At 70.3% G+C, this 14,957-nt stretch carries 14 protein-coding genes and 2 pseudogenes; 9 read left to right on the forward strand and 7 right to left on the reverse strand.

The window, feature by feature from the left end:
• The first annotated feature begins 22 nt into the window (after nucleotides 1–22).
• The 6 genes and pseudogenes from BEK98_RS14755 (at nucleotide 23) to BEK98_RS14780 (ending at nucleotide 4,450) form a co-directional block, all read left to right on the forward strand.
• Nucleotides 23–970 (forward strand): oxidoreductase, encoded by a 948-nt coding sequence (locus BEK98_RS14755; protein WP_094216968.1) that lies wholly within the window; start codon nucleotides 23–25, stop codon nucleotides 968–970.
• Between the two features lie 224 nt (nucleotides 971–1,194).
• Complete coding sequence (locus BEK98_RS14760) at nucleotides 1,195–1,446, forward strand: hypothetical protein (RefSeq protein ID WP_094216969.1); 252 nt, start codon at nucleotides 1,195–1,197, stop codon at nucleotides 1,444–1,446.
• Between the two features lie 11 nt (nucleotides 1,447–1,457).
• Nucleotides 1,458–2,642 (forward strand): SPFH domain-containing protein, encoded by a 1,185-nt coding sequence (locus tag BEK98_RS14765; protein WP_094216970.1) that lies wholly within the window; start codon nucleotides 1,458–1,460, stop codon nucleotides 2,640–2,642.
• Between the two features lie 110 nt (nucleotides 2,643–2,752).
• A pseudogene (locus BEK98_RS48980) lies at nucleotides 2,753–2,847 on the forward strand.
• Nucleotides 2,848–3,134: 287 nt separating this feature from the next.
• A pseudogene (locus BEK98_RS14775) lies at nucleotides 3,135–3,495 on the forward strand (PIN domain-containing protein).
• Between the two features lie 286 nt (nucleotides 3,496–3,781).
• The gene (locus BEK98_RS14780) at nucleotides 3,782–4,450 is read left to right on the forward strand and encodes a hypothetical protein (protein ID WP_094216971.1); all 669 of its coding nucleotides are present in this window, start codon (nucleotides 3,782–3,784) and stop codon (nucleotides 4,448–4,450) included.
• 7 nt (nucleotides 4,451–4,457) lie between these two features.
• On the opposite strand, the gene BEK98_RS14785 is transcribed toward BEK98_RS14780, so the two are convergent.
• Together BEK98_RS14785 and BEK98_RS14790 are read right to left on the reverse strand one after the other, a co-directional pair.
• Nucleotides 4,458–4,817 (reverse strand): DUF397 domain-containing protein, encoded by a 360-nt coding sequence (locus BEK98_RS14785; protein WP_094216972.1) that lies wholly within the window; start codon nucleotides 4,815–4,817, stop codon nucleotides 4,458–4,460.
• An 11-nt stretch (nucleotides 4,818–4,828) separates the two neighbouring features.
• Nucleotides 4,829–5,671: a helix-turn-helix domain-containing protein gene (locus BEK98_RS14790; protein ID WP_094216973.1), complete on the reverse strand. Its 843-nt coding sequence runs from the start codon at nucleotides 5,669–5,671 to the stop codon at nucleotides 4,829–4,831.
• 179 nt (nucleotides 5,672–5,850) lie between these two features.
• On the opposite strand from BEK98_RS14790, the gene BEK98_RS14795 reads away from it, so the two are divergent.
• The 3 genes from BEK98_RS14795 to BEK98_RS14805 all read left to right on the forward strand — a co-directional run bounded on the left by BEK98_RS14795 (nucleotide 5,851) and on the right by BEK98_RS14805 (nucleotide 7,911).
• Complete coding sequence (locus BEK98_RS14795) at nucleotides 5,851–6,297, forward strand: ATP-binding protein (RefSeq protein WP_094216974.1); 447 nt, start codon at nucleotides 5,851–5,853, stop codon at nucleotides 6,295–6,297.
• A gap of 169 nt (nucleotides 6,298–6,466) precedes the next feature.
• Nucleotides 6,467–7,069: a Uma2 family endonuclease gene (locus tag BEK98_RS14800; protein ID WP_094216975.1), complete on the forward strand. Its 603-nt coding sequence runs from the start codon at nucleotides 6,467–6,469 to the stop codon at nucleotides 7,067–7,069.
• 71 nt (nucleotides 7,070–7,140) lie between these two features.
• Nucleotides 7,141–7,911 (forward strand): trypsin-like peptidase domain-containing protein, encoded by a 771-nt coding sequence (locus BEK98_RS14805; RefSeq protein ID WP_094216976.1) that lies wholly within the window; start codon nucleotides 7,141–7,143, stop codon nucleotides 7,909–7,911.
• 102 nt (nucleotides 7,912–8,013) lie between these two features.
• Here the strand turns inward: BEK98_RS14805 and BEK98_RS14810 are convergent, their stop codons facing one another.
• The 5 genes from BEK98_RS14810 to BEK98_RS14830 form a co-directional block, all read right to left on the reverse strand.
• Nucleotides 8,014–9,603 (reverse strand): S8 family serine peptidase, encoded by a 1,590-nt coding sequence (locus BEK98_RS14810; protein WP_244201861.1) that lies wholly within the window; start codon nucleotides 9,601–9,603, stop codon nucleotides 8,014–8,016.
• A gap of 285 nt (nucleotides 9,604–9,888) precedes the next feature.
• Entirely contained in the window at nucleotides 9,889–10,383 is a 495-nt protein-coding gene (locus BEK98_RS14815; protein WP_094216978.1) for a hypothetical protein, read from the reverse strand.
• A 202-nt stretch (nucleotides 10,384–10,585) separates the two neighbouring features.
• Nucleotides 10,586–11,611, reverse strand: a complete 1,026-nt coding sequence (locus tag BEK98_RS14820; RefSeq protein ID WP_094216979.1) for a DMT family transporter — start codon at nucleotides 11,609–11,611, stop codon at nucleotides 10,586–10,588.
• Between the two features lie 55 nt (nucleotides 11,612–11,666).
• Complete coding sequence (locus BEK98_RS14825; protein ID WP_094216980.1) at nucleotides 11,667–13,253, reverse strand: class I adenylate-forming enzyme family protein; 1,587 nt, start codon at nucleotides 13,251–13,253, stop codon at nucleotides 11,667–11,669.
• Nucleotides 13,254–13,258: 5 nt separating this feature from the next.
• On the reverse strand, nucleotides 13,259–14,854 hold the full coding sequence (locus tag BEK98_RS14830; protein ID WP_094216981.1) for an aminotransferase class I/II-fold pyridoxal phosphate-dependent enzyme: 1,596 nt from the start codon (nucleotides 14,852–14,854) through the stop codon (nucleotides 13,259–13,261).
• Between the last annotated feature and the right edge of the window lie 103 nt (nucleotides 14,855–14,957).

The raw sequence follows: 14,957 nt of genomic DNA on the forward strand, positions 1-14,957 counted from the left end.
GGCGACGCCTACATTGGCGGGCATGGCTGAGAAGACCGACGCGCCCAAGGCGCGCACATGGAACGCGACCCACCTCCCCGACCTGTCCGGCCGCACCGCCGTCGTCACCGGCGCCAACAGCGGCATCGGCTTCGCCGCCGCCGACGCGCTGGCCCGCGCGGGCGCGCACGTGGTGTTCGCCGTACGGGACCTCGAGCGCGGCGGTGCCGCCGCGGCGAGGGTGAGTGGCAGTACGGAGGTGCGGCGCCTCGACCTGGCGGACCTGGCCTCGGTGCGGGAGTTCGCCGACTCCTGGGACCGCCCGCTGGACCTGCTGATCAACAACGCGGGCGTGATGATGCTGCCGGAGCAGCGCACCAAGGACGGCTTCGAGATGCAGTTCGGCACGAACCACCTCGGACACTTCGCGCTGACCAACCTGCTGCTGCCGCACGTCAGGGACCGGGTGGTGACGGTGTCGTCCGGACTCCACCGCGGGGGCGACGGGATCATCCACTTCGACGACGTGAACCTCCGGGGGCGCTACTCCCCGACCCGCGCCTACGCCCAGTCCAAGCTGGCCAACCTCCTGTTCACCCTGGAACTCCAGCGCCGCCTGACCGAGGCGGGCTCGTCCGTACGTGCCCTGGCGGCGCACCCCGGCTATGCGGCGACCAACCTGCAGAGCCATGCCGCGAACCCCCTCGCGCGGATCGGCATGGTGTTCGGCAACAAGTTCCTCGCCCAGGACGACAAGTCCGGCGCCCTCCCGACCCTCTACGCGGCGAGCCAGGACCTGCCGGGCGCGGCCTACGTCGGCCCCGACGGGCTGGGCGAGATGCGGGGCGCGCCGACGCTGGTGGGCCGCAGCGCGGTGGCCAGCGATCCGGAGGCGGCGCGGAGGCTGTGGACGCTGTCGGAGGAGCTGACCGGGGTCGAGTGGGGGTTCGCTTCGGCGGCGCGGCCGGCTGGGGCGGGGAAGGTGGGCTAGGGCGGAGAGGGTGCGGTAAGGCGGAGAAGGTGCGGTAGGGCGGAGAGGGTGCGGCAGGGTCCGTCCGTCGTGGCCCGTCGGAGCCCGTCCGTCGCGGCGTCCGTCGCGGCGCGTCGGAGCCCGTCCGTCCCGGCGGTGGGGCCGAGTCCTCCTGCCTGTTGGGTCCCCGCCCGACTGGGTCTATCGTCGGAATACTGGGGCCAGGACGAGGAGGACGGCCGGTGATGCCGCAGGACGAGGCCGTGATCGGCTGCACGGGGAAAGTGCTCATCGGAACGCGTGGATCTGCGGGCCCCGGTGAGGTCCTGGTGCGGGTCAGAGGAGGCTCCGAGACCTTCCTCGCGTGGTCGGAGCAACCCCTGCCGACGGGCGCGACGGTCCTCGTGATCGAATCCCGTGGATGCCGCGAGGTCGGTGTCATCGAGTGGGTGGATCCGTTGGATGCGCTCGGCGGCGACCCCGCCGGCGCCGGCTGAGGAGTACAGGCATGTTCGGATACCGCGTTCCCGCACCCGACGAGGCGATGTTGATCTCGGGAGGCCGGCGGGGACTGGGGGGCGCGCCGTTCCGAGTGGTGACGGGGCACGGCAAGTTCGTGCTGCCGATCTTCCGGAAGGTCCGGTTCCTCACCCTGTCGATGTGTGAGTCCGAGGTCACCGAGACCTGTGTGACCAGGCAGGGCATCTCGCTGCACGTCCGCGCGGTCATCGCCTTCAAGGTCGGCAACGACCACGAGAGCATCATCAACGCGGGCCAGCGGTTCCTCTCCGACCAGGAGCAGATGTCGGTGCTGACCGGCCGGATCTTCGCCGGTCACCTGCGGGCGATCATCGGCTCGATGACGGTCGAGGAGATCGTCACCGAGCGGCAGAAGCTCGCCGCGGAGGTCCTGGACACCTCGAAGACGGAGATGGCGAAGATCGGCCTGATCGTGGACTCGTTGCAGATCCAGTCGATCGACGACGGCGACACCGGCTACATCGACGCGATGTCCGCCCCGCACAAGGCGGCGATCCAGCGGCAGGCGCAGATCGCCCAGGCACAGGCCACCCAGGCCTCGGTCGAGGCGGAGCAGGCGGCGGCCCGCAAGCAGGCCGAGTACGCCCGTCAGACCGCCATCGTCAAGGCCGAGTACTCGGCCGAGGTGGACCGCGCCCAGGCGCAGGCCGCGCAGGCCGGACCGCTGGCGCAGGCGCACGCCCAGCAGGAGGTGCTCGCCGCCCAGACGGAGCTGGCCCAGCGTCAGGCCAAGCTGCGCCAGCAGCAGCTGGTGGCCGAGGTCGTGAAGCCCGCCGAGGCCGAGGCCGAGCGGGTCAGGATCCTCGCCGCCGCCGAGGCACAGCGGATGAAGATCCAGGCGGAGGCCGCGGCCTCGTACGACCGGGTCGCGCTCGACCGGATGCTGATCGACCAGCTCCCGCAGATCGTGAAGGAGGCCGCCGGGGGACTGGCCGGCGCCAACGTCAACGTCCTCAACGGCGCGGACGGCCTCGGCGAGATCGCCGCCGGCCTGGTGTCCCAGGGCCTGACCATCCTCGACTCGGTCCGGCAGAACCTGAACGGGCAGGACTCCGACGGCCGCCGCCCCGAGCAGAGCAAGGTCGAAGGCCTGATCCAGCTGCCCGCGAGCAAGGGGAAGAAGTCGGACGACGGTCCGGTGGACGTCGACTAGACCCCTTCTCCCTCTGCACGGTGGCGGTCAGCGGTCCGTCAGCGCGCTGTCAGCCGCTCCTGGCACTCTCATTCATGTGAACGGCACGGGAAACCGGAGGCCGGGAGCAAGGAGAGGTGCCCGGAGTGGTTGATCGGGGACCAGCGAGCACGCCTCAAGGTCGGGCCCTTCGGGGCCCACGCAGGTTCGAATCCTGCCCTCTCCGCCTGGCGTACGGGTCAGAGGTCGAGGACCGCGCGCAGGGCCTCGTCGATGCGTGCTGTCTTGACCTGGGCGATGTTGAGGGCCACGGCTACGGAAGGCTCCACCCGGTACCCGCAACACCTGGACTGCTCCACCGAGGAAGCCCGGGACCGGCTCGCCGCCATAGCCGCAGGCGCGCGCCGCTCTGAAGGAGTGGACCGGCTACGCGCCGACCGCCGCTGAAGAGCAGGACCTCGACAGCGAGTTGGACCGTCGGCTGGCTCAGGCGGGTGACCGGTGAGCGACGCCATGCACATCGTCCCGGATGACACCGCTATGACCGCGGCCGGCCGGGGCAACGCCCTTGCCTCCCGGCTGATCCACCGTGCCCATGCTGAGGCCGGCTGGTACCTCTATGCCCCGGCGTGCGCGCTCGTCGATGCCGACCGCGCCCGGCCCGGTACGCCAGAGCACCTCGCCGCCCTGCCAGGCATCACCGTCCTGGACCTGGACCTGCCCGCCGCCCTGGCAGTGGCCCAGCAGAACACGTGGGCTACAGCGCATTCCCTTTATGTCGCGCAGCCCACCCCCGACCGCCCCGACGGAGCGATCATCGCCACCGCCGCCCCCGACTGGTGAGCTGGTCCGCGTGCTGGACCTCAACCCCTGACCGAGCGGCGGGCGCACCGTCGTCAGGGCTTGGAGGATGTCGGCTTGATGGGACGACTGCTGCGGGCGAGGTGGGCGCGGCGAGCGGTGACCAGGGCGTGCCTTCGTTTCCTGGGCCGTCCTCGCGGAAGCTGGCCAGTAGCGGTCATGGCTGTAACGCTCATCCCGCGATGAGTGCCGCTGACACCAGGAAACCGAAGTCGTGACTCAATTGAGTACGTGTACCCACTGCTTGCCGGGTGACCGTACCCATCCGCCGTGCTTCCCCGCCGACATACCGTCCCCGTATGTCCGAGGAGACCGCACCGCCCAACACCACCAACACCGCGCGGGTGTTCGGATGCGGCTGCGCCGCGCTCCTCGCCGTGCTCGTCGGAGTCGTACTCGTGGTGGTCGTCCTGCTCGCATCTGGCTCATCGGGGTCGACGGACTTTCCCCGCGTCGCGCCCGAGGAGATGGCGAGCCGCGCCTTCCAGCGTTCCCAGGAGGCGTACGACGTCGTGGGGTTCAAGCGCAGGGTGGAGCCAGGAGTCGAGCACGTCGGCGTCAGCACGGAGAACACGCTCGACTCCGGCTTCTGCTACGACGGGGGCCTGTCCGGGATGGACGACAAGACCGTTGACGGCGCCTACTCGATGAGTCACAGCTGGGCGCTGGACCACGTGCCCGCGAGCCAGGCCGTCCCCGGCCTGCGCCGACTGCACCGGCATCTGAAGGGCAACGGCTGGAAGGTCACGTCCTACCGTGAGGGTGCGAAGGGCAAGGACTGGGCCCTGTTCGTCCAGCGGAACGACGGGACCGAGCGGATGTCCTTCACCTGGGACCCGGACACGGAGTACTTCACCGGCGGCGCCGCCATGCCCTGCGCCTACGACCCCGCGTGGAAGGACGGCGACCCCGGCCCGGCCGGGGACGACCGGATGCCCCCTGCGCTTGGGCCCTCACGTCGGGACTAGCAGCTCGTCAGGCTGCCGCCCCCTTGACTGCCCTCTCCAGGAAGTGGTCGAACTCGCCTGCCTGCACGCCGAGGACGAAGGCTTTCCACTTCCGGCGGTCGGTCGTGACGACGGTGTCCGGGGTGCTGGTCTCGCGGAGGCGGACGGTGCCCTCTTCGCCGACGGTGACTTCGATCGGCGCCGCGCGGTGTGTTTGTTTCTTGAGTACGGCCAGGAGGGCGCCGAAGTCCGCGGGGGTGGCCGTGAGTATCGCTCCGCTGGGGTCGGCGGATTCGGTTATGTGGATGGTGCCGGGGGCGGCGGCTATATGGATGCAGGCCTCGCCCTCGCCGCAGTAGGACGACTTCTGCCAGGCGCTGGTGGACATCTCGGATTCCCTCACAGGTTCTGGGCGATGGTGTGGATCAGGTCCCGGGACTTCTCGGGGGCGAGTGCGATCGTCTCCATCCGGTCCAGCAGCTCGCGGTACTTGGCGAGTTGTGTCTCGGCATCGAGAAGCGCAGAGCCGTGGGACTGGTCGAGGTGCACTGTGTCGAGCTGCGGCACAGGGCCGTGGGCGTACAGGATCGACTGCCCCGAGCCGGGATAGGCTCCGGCGGCGAATGGGATGACCTGCACGGTGATGTGCGGGTGTTCGCTCATGTCGAGGATGTGCTGCAGCTGGCGTTGGGTGACGGCCGGGCCGCCGAACTGCATACGTAGGGCGGCCTCGTGGATGATCGCCTCGTAGGGCGTCGGCGGCTCGTCGAACAGTACTGTCTGCCGTTTGATCCGGAACGAGAGCCGGTGTTCGATGGCTGGAGGCGAGAGCGTGGGTACTACCTGGCGGAAGACCTCGCGGGCGTGGTCGTGGATCTGAAGCAGGCCCGGGATGTGTGCGGTGATGCCCGCGCGCAGTCTTGTGGCGTGGTGCTCCATCTCGGCTAGTTCGAGCAGGCCGCTGGTCAGGATTTCGCGGTACTCCTCCCACCAGCCGCGTGACCGTTCGGTGGTCATGGCGCTGAGTGCTTGGATCAGGGCCTGGTCCGAGCAGTCGTAGTGGCAGGCGAGTGTGCGTACGCGTTCCGCGCTCACGCCTACGCGTCCTGCCTCCATATTGCTGACCTGCGTCTGCCTGATGCCCAGGAGTTGACCTGCCTCGGTGGCGCTCAAGCCTGCGCGTTCGCGCAGTTTCCGCAGCTCTGTGCCGAAGCGGAGTTGGCGACCCGTCGGATTCCTCACGGCTTGCCGCCTCCTCGCTGTCACTCACACGGGTGGTAGTAATCGAGATTCCGGGAAATCGGTAAACGGGTTTACTGGCCACCGCTACCTTACAACTGGGCCCCGGCTCAGAAGCGCACCGCCCGACGGGGTGGCAGGCCACTGGGCACCTTCAACCCTCCTGGTCGAACGGAGACTTCATGCCCACCGTATCCCCGCCCTGGACCTACACCCTCCAACTCCCGCACGATCCACGCGCACCGGGGATCGCCCGAGCAACCCTCCGTACCGTTCTTGCCGCGCACGACCTCTCCGCCCTCACTCCCACCGCAGAACTCCTCGCCACGGAACTCCTCACCAACGCGCACCTGCACACCACCGGTCCCTACGCCCTCCGCCTCCTCGGGAGCGAACCGGGCCGGCTGCGCATCGCCGTGTGGGACACCGACCCCCGGGTGCCACCAGGCTTCACCGACGACAAAGTCGAGGCCGCCTCCGTCGCCGTAGCCCCGGACGACGCCGAAGCGGGACGCGGGTTGTACCTCGTACGAGCCTGTGCCGACTCGTGGGGAGCCTCGGTCCTGCGGGAGCTGGGCGCGTCGAAGGGCGGGAAGCTGCTCTGGGCGGACTGCCGTGGCGAAGGCTGACCAGCGGCTCAGGAGGGTCACGGGCGCGTGTGCGGAGCGTGACGCGGAGGCGACGGAGGGAGTCGCACAGTACGGTGGATTCGACGCCGAGCGGGATGTCGGGCCTCCCACCGAACCCGCGTGCGCAGACGTGGCCGCAGTCGAGGCGGAGGGACGGAGGCACCCAGCGATGTCCTTGTCACCTGACGCCTGGACCCGGGCACATGCCCGCCCGGGGTATCTGCGCGAGATCGCCGAGAAGATCGAGGACGCGACAGGTCTGCGCGTGCAGATCGTGGGAGGGAAGCTCGTGATGTCCCCGACTCCGCGTGGCAAGCACGCGGGCGTGGTGAAGCGGTTGCGGCGGCAACTCGAGAGCGCGGTCCTCCCGGAGGGGCTGGACGTGTATGAGGTGTCCTCGATCGCCCTCCCCGAAGATCCGGACGACTACGTCACGCCGGATCTGATCGTTCTTCCAGAGGAATGGGAGGAGGACGACAACTGGCTCGCCGACCCCGAGGACAGCGCGCTCGCCGTCGAGGTCATCTCTCCGTCCGAGAAGTCCCGCGAGATCCGGGACAAGGCCGACTGGTATGCCGTGGCACGCGTGCCCGTGCTCCTCGTCATCGACCCCCGCCACGCCACCTGGACCCTGCACACCCACCCGGATAACGGCGCCTACCAGGACGTACTGCCCGGGAAGTTCGGGGAACCGGTGCGGTTGCCTGAGCCGTTCGGTGGAGAAGTGGCCACCGACGACTTCCCGGTCTATGGCGAAGCCCAGCGGCCATAGGGACGGTTCACAGGAAAATCTCAGTGAAGTCGGGACCGGTTTCTCACCTTCATGGGAGAGAGTGACGCCTGATGAAGCGCATCTCACGCATCTGGCTCACTTCGCGTCCCACCTTGCTGTGCGGTGTGGTGACGCTCGGCCTGACGTCGGCGTCCGTGGCTTCCGCCTCCGACGGGCCGGGGCCCTTCGGGGTCACCGCCGCCACGGTCGCGACGCGGCAGAGCGTGCGGGTCGGCGCGCTGTTCGGCGCGGACCGGACCGACAAGCTGGTCGGCGGGCACTTCTGCACCGCCTCGGTCGTGCACAGCCGGCAGCGGGATCTCATTGTCACGGCCGCGCATTGCGTGGATGGGGATGACGGGGATCTGGTGTTCGCGCCGGGGTACCGGGACGGGCACGCGCCCTTCGGGGTGTGGAAGGTGGGGAAGCGGTTCCTGCCCGACGGGTGGGCCAAGGGGCAGAACGAGGACAGCGACATCGCCTTCGCCTACGTCGACGAGCTGGGCGGGAAGCGGGTCGAGGACGTGGTGGGCGGGAACCGGTTCGTCACCGGGACCGCCACCGGGGCCACCGCCGTGACCGTCACCGGGTATCCGGACGAGCGCGAGGTGCCCATCACCTGCACCAACAAGCCGGCCCTGCACAGCCGTACCCAGCAGCGGATCAGCTGTCCCGAGTTCACCGGAGGGACCAGCGGCAGTCCCTGGGTGAACGGGGCCAAGCAGATCGTCGGGGTGCTGGGCGGGCACGAGCACGGTGGTGCCACCGCCGACATCTCCTACAGCGTGGTGCTGGGGGCGGAGGCGGACGAGTTGTACCGGGATGCGGCGAGCGGGCGGTGAGCGGCGTCGGCTGCGGTGGGCTGAGGGCAGGTGGAAGCCACCCAGCCTCAACGCACCGCGGCGACGTCCCCCGACCGCCCGTTCCCGCCGGCCGAGCGTCGGCTAACCGGCCATGGACGGGGCGTAGGGCGACAAGGCCGGAGCGAGCTGTACTCCGGGTGCCAGGCCGAGGGCGACCAGGGCGTCGGGCAGGCCGCGGCCGACACGGGCCGCTTCCATGGTTCCCGGAGGGGCCAGCCGGCGGCAGCTGGTGCCGATGATGTCGAACAGGTGCTGTACCCGGCCGGGTCCGCGGGGCAGCAACTGGCCGTGGAAGTCCTCGTGGTGGGCCAGGACGAGGGCGGCGAGGCCGACGACATGCGCCGATGCCGTGCCGGTGCCGTCGAGGGCCGTGTATCCGTCCTGTACGGCGCAGGACAGGACCGCCACTCCGGGGGCGGCCGCGTCGACTCCGGAGCCGTAGCAGCTGAAGGGGGCGGCGAACAGTCCCTCCGGAGTCAACTGCGGTCCGCAGTGGGTGGCCTGGGAGGTCTCCTGTGCGTACGAGCCGTAGGCCCCGAGTGCGCCGACCGTGAACACGGTGGGCAGCGAACCCGGGAAGGCGACCGGTCCGCCGGTGTCGCCCGCCGGGGCGACGCAGGCGACGCCCGCCGCGCTGGCGTCGGCGAGTTTGCGGGAGACCAGCGCCGAGGGGTACGGGGTCGCGACCGCGATGTGAGCGATGTCGACCTCGCGCTCGATGCAGTGGTCCAGGGCCGCGATCAGGTCGCTGAAGTGCCCGTCCGGCATGACCTGGCAGACCTCGATCTCGGCGTCGACGGCGATGCCGATGATGCCCCGGCCGGTGTCCGCTCCGGCGATGACACCCGCCGCGTGGGTTCCCGTGCCCATCGTGTCGTGGGTCCAGCCCTTGTCCGTGCCGCGCACGAGATCCGCGCCCGAGTGCACCCGTTGCGCCAGATCGGGGTGCTCGGCGCTGACGCCGGAGCCGATGAGGCCGATCCTGACACCGAAGGCGCGGAACGTGGGCGGCAACCGGTCCAGCCCCATCGCCTGCTGGCCCCAGCCGTACTGCTGACGCTTCTCCAGCTCCGGGTACATCTTGGCCAGCGGGGTGAGGGTGACGAGATTCTCCTGGCTCGCCGACAGGTCGGGGCGGTGGATCCAGCGGTCCGCGTAGCCGCCCGCGGGGCGGACGTACAGGGCCTGGACGGACTCGGCGGTCTCCGTCGCCAGGGTGAGGGTGACCGTTCCGTCGGCCCCGGTGATGCCCTGGCTCGGCCAGGTCGCGCCGATCAGGAACACGCCCGCACCGGCCAGTGGTTCGTCGTCCGGGCCGCAGACGCGCAAGGAGATCTCCAGGGGCTGCTCCAGCGGCGCGACCAGTCCCGGATCGAGCAGCGGCGGCATCCCCGCGGTCGGCGCGGCGGTGGGTACGGCCGCGGACAGCGGCAGATCCGGCTCGATGTGCACGTGCAGCGACCGCATAGCCGGAACCTGGGCCTCCGCCGCCTCGACGACCGCGATCTCCGGACAGGAGGGGTACAGACCGGCGCCCTGCAGCTTCTCCGACGGCCGGAGCCTGCGGACCACCGTGACCTCGGGCAACCGGTCGAGCCGGTCGCACACCGCGTCCATACCGAGTTCGTCCACCCCGGGCGGGAGCATGCTCTGCGGCAGTGGCGTCACCATGTACCGCGCCCGGCGCGGCTGCACCGCGATGGGCGCGGGCGCGCTCTTCCCGCGCGGTTCGGTTTCCTTGCTCTTGGGGCCCTCAGGGCCCGGCCCCCCGACTCCCGCACTCTCGGACCCGCTCTCGCGGTTGTTTGCCGGCCTTTCTTTGACCATCACTCCACCTTCACCACGCCTACGTCGTCCCTGTGCTCCTGATCCGGTGCCGGGCGGCTCGCGCTTCCACGGGGATGCGGTGTGCCCGGGAATCGCTCCTAGGCACACCGCATCGCGCGCCGCCGTGTGTCAGCCGATGCCGAAGGGCTGGCTCATGTGGCCGTAGCCGAAGCCGGGCTGCTGGTACTGCGGGAACTGCTGGCCGTAAGGCTGCTGGCCGAAGCCCGCGCCCCACGGCTGCTGACCCTGCAGGCCCTGCTGACCTTGCAGGCCCTGCTGACCCTGCTGACCCTGCTGGCTCTGCTGGAGCAGCGTCGTGATCGCGATCGGCAGCGCCTGCTGCACGGACTGCTCCACCGCGCTGCGGACGCCCTCGCGCAGCGTGTGCTGCAGCGCGACGGACATGTACGGGTGCGCGTGGTGGGCCAGGCCCTGCTGCTGGAGCTGCTGCTGGACCTGCTGGAGCTGCTGCAGGGTCTGCTGCATGCGCTGCGCGATCTGCACGCTCGCCTGCTGACAGGCCTGCTGGATGGTCTGCTGGACGATCTGCGCGATCGGCTGCTGGGCAGTGCCGATCTGCTGGCCGAACTGCTGCTGGGGCTGGGCAGCGGTCATCACCGACATGAATGCTCCGTTCGATGTGCCTGGGGGGATTCCGACATAGGTGTCCTATGTGGCATATCGGAAGATTCCGACGCCCCTGACGCTAAGTTGCCGTCACGCGGACCGCAATCGGAGGGGCACCCTCGGGGCCACCGCCGTACAGCAACGCGGCTGCCGTGGGAGTCGTACCCCCACGGCAGCCGCGTCCGTTCGATGAGCCGGGTCAGCGCGCCGCCGGCACCGCCGCAGGCTTCTCGGCAGCGGCCGACGCCACCGCCTGCTTCTCCGCGGCAGCCTTCGCCGCCGCCTCCGCCGCCGTGCGCTTGGTGACCTTGCGCAGGTACAGGTTGTTGAGGACCAGTGCCAGCGCGGTCAGGGAGGCGCCGGCCACCTGCATGCCCGCCGGAATCACGCCGGTCAGGGCCGAGATGATGAACGCCGTGATCGGGACGACGTCCATGAAGAGGACGCCGTTGAGCGGACCGAGGTACTTGTTGCCGAAGTTCCAGCCGAGGACGCCCACGAAGCCGGCGATGACGCTCATGTAGGCCAGCTCGGGGAGGATGGCCGTCACGTCGCCGCCGGTCGGGACCGGGACGCCGCCCGTGGCCAGGATGATCGCCGTGATGACGGAGGCGCTGGCCAGGCCGAGGACCGTGGTGATCGCGGTGTACTTGATCGGCGACCAGGTCGGGAAGTACGTCGCACCGGAGGTGTAGATCACCCAGCACAGCGCGGCGAACAGCAGCAGCGCGTCGGGGCCGAAGTCGGACGGGTGGGCGAAGAGGGAGCTGAGGCTGCCGTCCGAGACCACCAGGATGACGCCGACGAAGGACATCCCGATGAAGGCCAGCGCGCCCTTCGGCGGGACGACCTTGCGCAGCACCCAGTTCACCAGGAAGCCCATCATGGGCATGGTCGCCATCATGATCGAGGCGTTCAGGGCGCCCCGCTCACCGATGAGGTCCTGACCGAAGAACACCAGGAACTGGAAGCCGGCGAAGCCGGCCGTGCCGAACAGCCAGGCCAGGCCGATCCGCTCGCCCTTCAGCTTGAACCCGGCCGCACCCTCGCGCAGCTTGAGGAACACCAGGAACATCGCGCCGGCGATCGCGTACCGCAGGCAGGTGAAGGTGAACGGGTCGATGTGCTTCAGGGTCACGTCCATGAGGGGGAACATCGCTCCCCAGGACACGGTGGCCAGGAGGCACAGCAACAGGCCTCGGCCGTAGTTCTTCTGATCGTTCATGACTCTTCCTGTCGAGTGGGGGGACGGCAAGGACAGTGGTGGTCGTCGGGTCGGGTCAGGCGGGGACGAGGTCGGTGCGGCGGGCCGTGGCTTCGGCGCGGACCAGCGGCAGCACCGTCTCCAGCAGGCGGGCCGCCCGCACCTTGCCGGTCGGGCTGTACGGGATCGCCTCCACCGGGATCACGTACGCCGGCAGGCACGGCACCCGGCGGGCGCAGGCGGCGGCGACCGCGCGCCGGCCGCTCTCCAGCCGCTCCGGGGAGACCGGGGCGAAGGGCACGATCAGCACCTCCTCGCCCGTGTCCTGGAGCTTGGTGCGCAGTACGGCGGTCTCGCGGACGCAGGGCAGGTCCATCAGGTCGTTCTCGAGGCCGAAGATGTTGACGTCGAGCGGCTTGCCCTCGACCGCCTTGGAGACGCCGTCGTTGCGGCCGGTGAGTTCGAGCCGGCCGGCCTCGTCGATGAAGCCGCTGTCGCCGGTGAGCAGGAAGCGCTGGGTGCGGCCGCCGTAGTCGAGGTCGAGGAACTCCGGCTCGGCGGTGGCGTAGGCGTCCATCAGCTGGTAGCTGGCGATCGCCACCCGGCCGCGCATGCCCTTGGGCACCGGGCGGTTCTCCGGGTCCAGTACGGCGATGGTGTTGCCCGGCATCGGGCGGCCGGAGCGGCACGGCGCCACATGCAGTTCCTCGGGGCCGATCATGACGTTCACGCCGGTCTCGGTGGTGCCGTAGTAGAGGTGCAGGACCGGGCCGAGGCGGTCCCAGGTGTTGTTGACGACCCAGCGGTTCAGGTGCCGTCCGCCGGAGAGCACGAAGTGCAGCCGGGAGGTCTTGTGCAGGTGCTCGGAGGCCGGGTGGGCGACCACCCGCTTGAGGACCGGCGGGACCATGAGGGTCGTGGAGACGCCCTCGTCCTGGATCAGGCCGATCAGCGCGGCCGTGTCGTCGTAGGGGCCGAGAACGATCGTGCCGCCGAGGGACAGGAAGATGCGCGCCCAGCCGGGGCCCGAGGCGTGGTACAGCGGGACCGTCACCAGGTGGACGTCGTCCTCGTCGAAGGAGTACTGGTCGACCAGGTCGGCGAAGCGGCGCGCCTCGAAGGAGGCCCGGCGGATCACCAGCTTGGGGATGCCGCTGGTGCCGGAGGTGAAGGAGAACGCCTCGAACGGCTGCTCCACCGGCCGCGGTTCGCCCGGCTCCGACAGCAGCAGGTCGGTGAAGGCGACGCCCGGCGCGTTCTTCGGCGGGTCGCTGTCCAGCCGGATGTCCAGCACGTCGCGGCCCTCGGGCCAGCCGACCTCGGTGAGCACCGCGCGCTGGTCGGAGGTGCTGATGATCACGGTCGGCCGCAGCTGCTCCAGCGCGCCGGCGGTGGCCTCGGGCCCGGCGGTGTAGTCGAGTCCGACGCACGGGATGCCGAGCGAGGAGACCGCCGCCATGGCGACGACCAGCTCCCAGCGGTTCTCGGCGACGAACACCGCGCGGGCGGGTCGTATGTCGGGCAGTCGCTCCTCGATCGCGGTTGCCACGCGGGCCACCTTGTCGGCGAGGTTGGCCCAGGTCAGCCGGACCTCGCCGTCGACCACGGCGACGTGTCCGGGGCGGCGCTCGGCGTGCTTGCGGATGTCCGAGAGCTTGATCATTACGGTCACTTCCTTCCGGCGGAAACGGGAACGGCAGGAGTAGCGGGAACGGCAGGAACAGCGGGCACGGCAGGAACAGGGGGACCGGACGGGACGCCGTAGCCGGCGGTGGAGGCTCCCGGCTGGTGCAGCGTGTAGATCTCGCAGCCGCTGGAGCGCAGCGCGTCGATCTCGCCGAGGGTCCGGTCGCACAGGCGCTCACCGGGCACGGTGATCGGGATGCCCGGCGGGTAGGCGATGATGAAGTGGTCCGAGGTGCCCTGGGTCAGGGCCGCGGACGCGGTGCGGTAGGTGCGCTGGATGGTGCGCAGCGCGTCCAGCAGCCGTAGCAGCGTGGCCTCGTCGACACCGATGTGGACGTGGAAGAGCACGGCGTCGCCGCTCTCCCGGGCCACGTAGAGGGCGTACTCGTCGAAGAGGATCCGGCGGAAGTCGGCCGCGGTGATGCCGAGCGCGCTGATGTCCACCAGCACCCGGGTCGGGTCGTCGCTCACCAGCAGCGCCGGGTCGGTCAGATGGCCGTCCGGGCCGAGCGCGCGGTACGCCGACAGACGCGGGTCGGTGCCGAGTTCGGTGCGCAGGGTGCGGGCCAGGTTCAGGGAGCGCTCCAGCAGCTGCTCGCCCTCGGTCTCGGCCTGCAGCCGGGCCAGGTCCAGGCTGGCCAGCACCGGCCAGCTGGGCGAGGTGGTGTGGTGCTGGAAGAGCGCCTGCGCGGTGCGCTCCTGGGCCTCGCCGTCGCCGATCAGATGCAGGTACGAGCCCTGCCGCAGCGCCGACATCGACTTGTGCGCCGAGTGCGTCACGGCCACGCTCCGGGGCAGCGGGCGCTCGGTGCGGCGCAGGGTCTCCACCGCGTGCAGCGCGGTCAGCGGCCGCAGCTGGGGGTGGAATCGGTGCACCGCGCCCCAGGCCTCGTCGACCAGAACCGACACCTTGGGGTGGGCCGCGGCCAGTTCGGCGAGCACGGTGGGCAGGTCGTAGCGGACACCGTCGTACGACACCGCCGACAGCACCACCGTGTCGTACGGCCGGCCCTCCGCCACCGCCGTCCGGAACGCCTCCAGCAGCCGGGGCAGGTCGCCGAAGGTGCGGGGGCAGTCGGCGCAGCACTTCTGCATGGGCGCGTAGGTGACGTCCACGCCGAGCGCGCCGAGCGCGAAGTGCACCGACTGGTGGCAGCTGCGGTCCGCGAGGACGCGGCTGCCGGGGCGGGCCAGCGCGGTCAGGGCGACCCGGTTGGCGGTGCTGGTGCCGGTCGACAGGAAGAACGTCGCGTCGGCGCCGAAGCTGTCGGCGGCCAGCCGCTGGGCCTCGCGGAGCGGGCCGCGGGGGCGGAAGAAGGAGTCGAGCATCGTGCCGCTGTACGACACGTCCGCGGCGAGCTGGGCCGCGCCGAAGAGGGCCTCGTAGGACTCCCGGACGCGGGAGTCGCGGATCGACCGGCCGTGGGAGAGCGGAAGGGCGTGGAAGGAGGCGATGTCCCGGCGGGCCACCGCGAGCACGGCATCGGCCAGCGGCGTCCTGCTCGCCCCGTGACGCCCGGGAAGCGGCGTCTGCGGGCCCTCCCCGGAGGCGGGAGTGGAGCTGGTGGGTTCGGTCATGCCTCCATAAAACAAAACCTTCGCGAAGGTATCAAATATTATCGGGAACGCTGATGGAACGGGGGTGCAAGCACGGCACAGGGCCCGGAGCGAGAAGCTGCTC

This window comes from Streptomyces diastatochromogenes (genome assembly GCF_002242805.1).
Classification (GTDB): domain Bacteria; phylum Actinomycetota; class Actinomycetes; order Streptomycetales; family Streptomycetaceae; genus Streptomyces; species Streptomyces diastatochromogenes.

Excerpts from the sequence above, each read along its gene's own strand:
- BEK98_RS14755 (WP_094216968.1), top strand. The coding sequence starts at position 23 with ATGGCTGAGAAGACCGACGCGCCCAAGGCGCGCACATGGAACGCGACC.
- BEK98_RS14765 (WP_094216970.1), top strand. The coding sequence starts at position 1,458 with ATGTTCGGATACCGCGTTCCCGCACCCGACGAGGCGATGTTGATCTCG.
- BEK98_RS14815 (WP_094216978.1), bottom strand. The coding sequence starts at position 10,383 with ATGTCGGTGATGACCGCTGCCCAGCCCCAGCAGCAGTTCGGCCAGCAG.
- BEK98_RS14820 (WP_094216979.1), bottom strand. The coding sequence starts at position 11,611 with ATGAACGATCAGAAGAACTACGGCCGAGGCCTGTTGCTGTGCCTCCTG.
- BEK98_RS14795 (WP_094216974.1), top strand. The coding sequence starts at position 5,851 with ATGCCCACCGTATCCCCGCCCTGGACCTACACCCTCCAACTCCCGCAC.
- BEK98_RS14825 (WP_094216980.1), bottom strand. The coding sequence starts at position 13,253 with ATGATCAAGCTCTCGGACATCCGCAAGCACGCCGAGCGCCGCCCCGGA.
- BEK98_RS14805 (WP_094216976.1), top strand. The coding sequence starts at position 7,141 with ATGAAGCGCATCTCACGCATCTGGCTCACTTCGCGTCCCACCTTGCTG.
- BEK98_RS14810 (WP_244201861.1), bottom strand. The coding sequence starts at position 9,603 with ATGGTGACGCCACTGCCGCAGAGCATGCTCCCGCCCGGGGTGGACGAA.
- BEK98_RS14830 (WP_094216981.1), bottom strand. The coding sequence starts at position 14,854 with ATGACCGAACCCACCAGCTCCACTCCCGCCTCCGGGGAGGGCCCGCAG.
- BEK98_RS14780 (WP_094216971.1), top strand. The coding sequence starts at position 3,782 with ATGTCCGAGGAGACCGCACCGCCCAACACCACCAACACCGCGCGGGTG.
- BEK98_RS14800 (WP_094216975.1), top strand. The coding sequence starts at position 6,467 with ATGTCCTTGTCACCTGACGCCTGGACCCGGGCACATGCCCGCCCGGGG.
- BEK98_RS14785 (WP_094216972.1), bottom strand. The coding sequence starts at position 4,817 with ATGTCCACCAGCGCCTGGCAGAAGTCGTCCTACTGCGGCGAGGGCGAG.
- BEK98_RS14760 (WP_094216969.1), top strand. The coding sequence starts at position 1,195 with ATGCCGCAGGACGAGGCCGTGATCGGCTGCACGGGGAAAGTGCTCATC.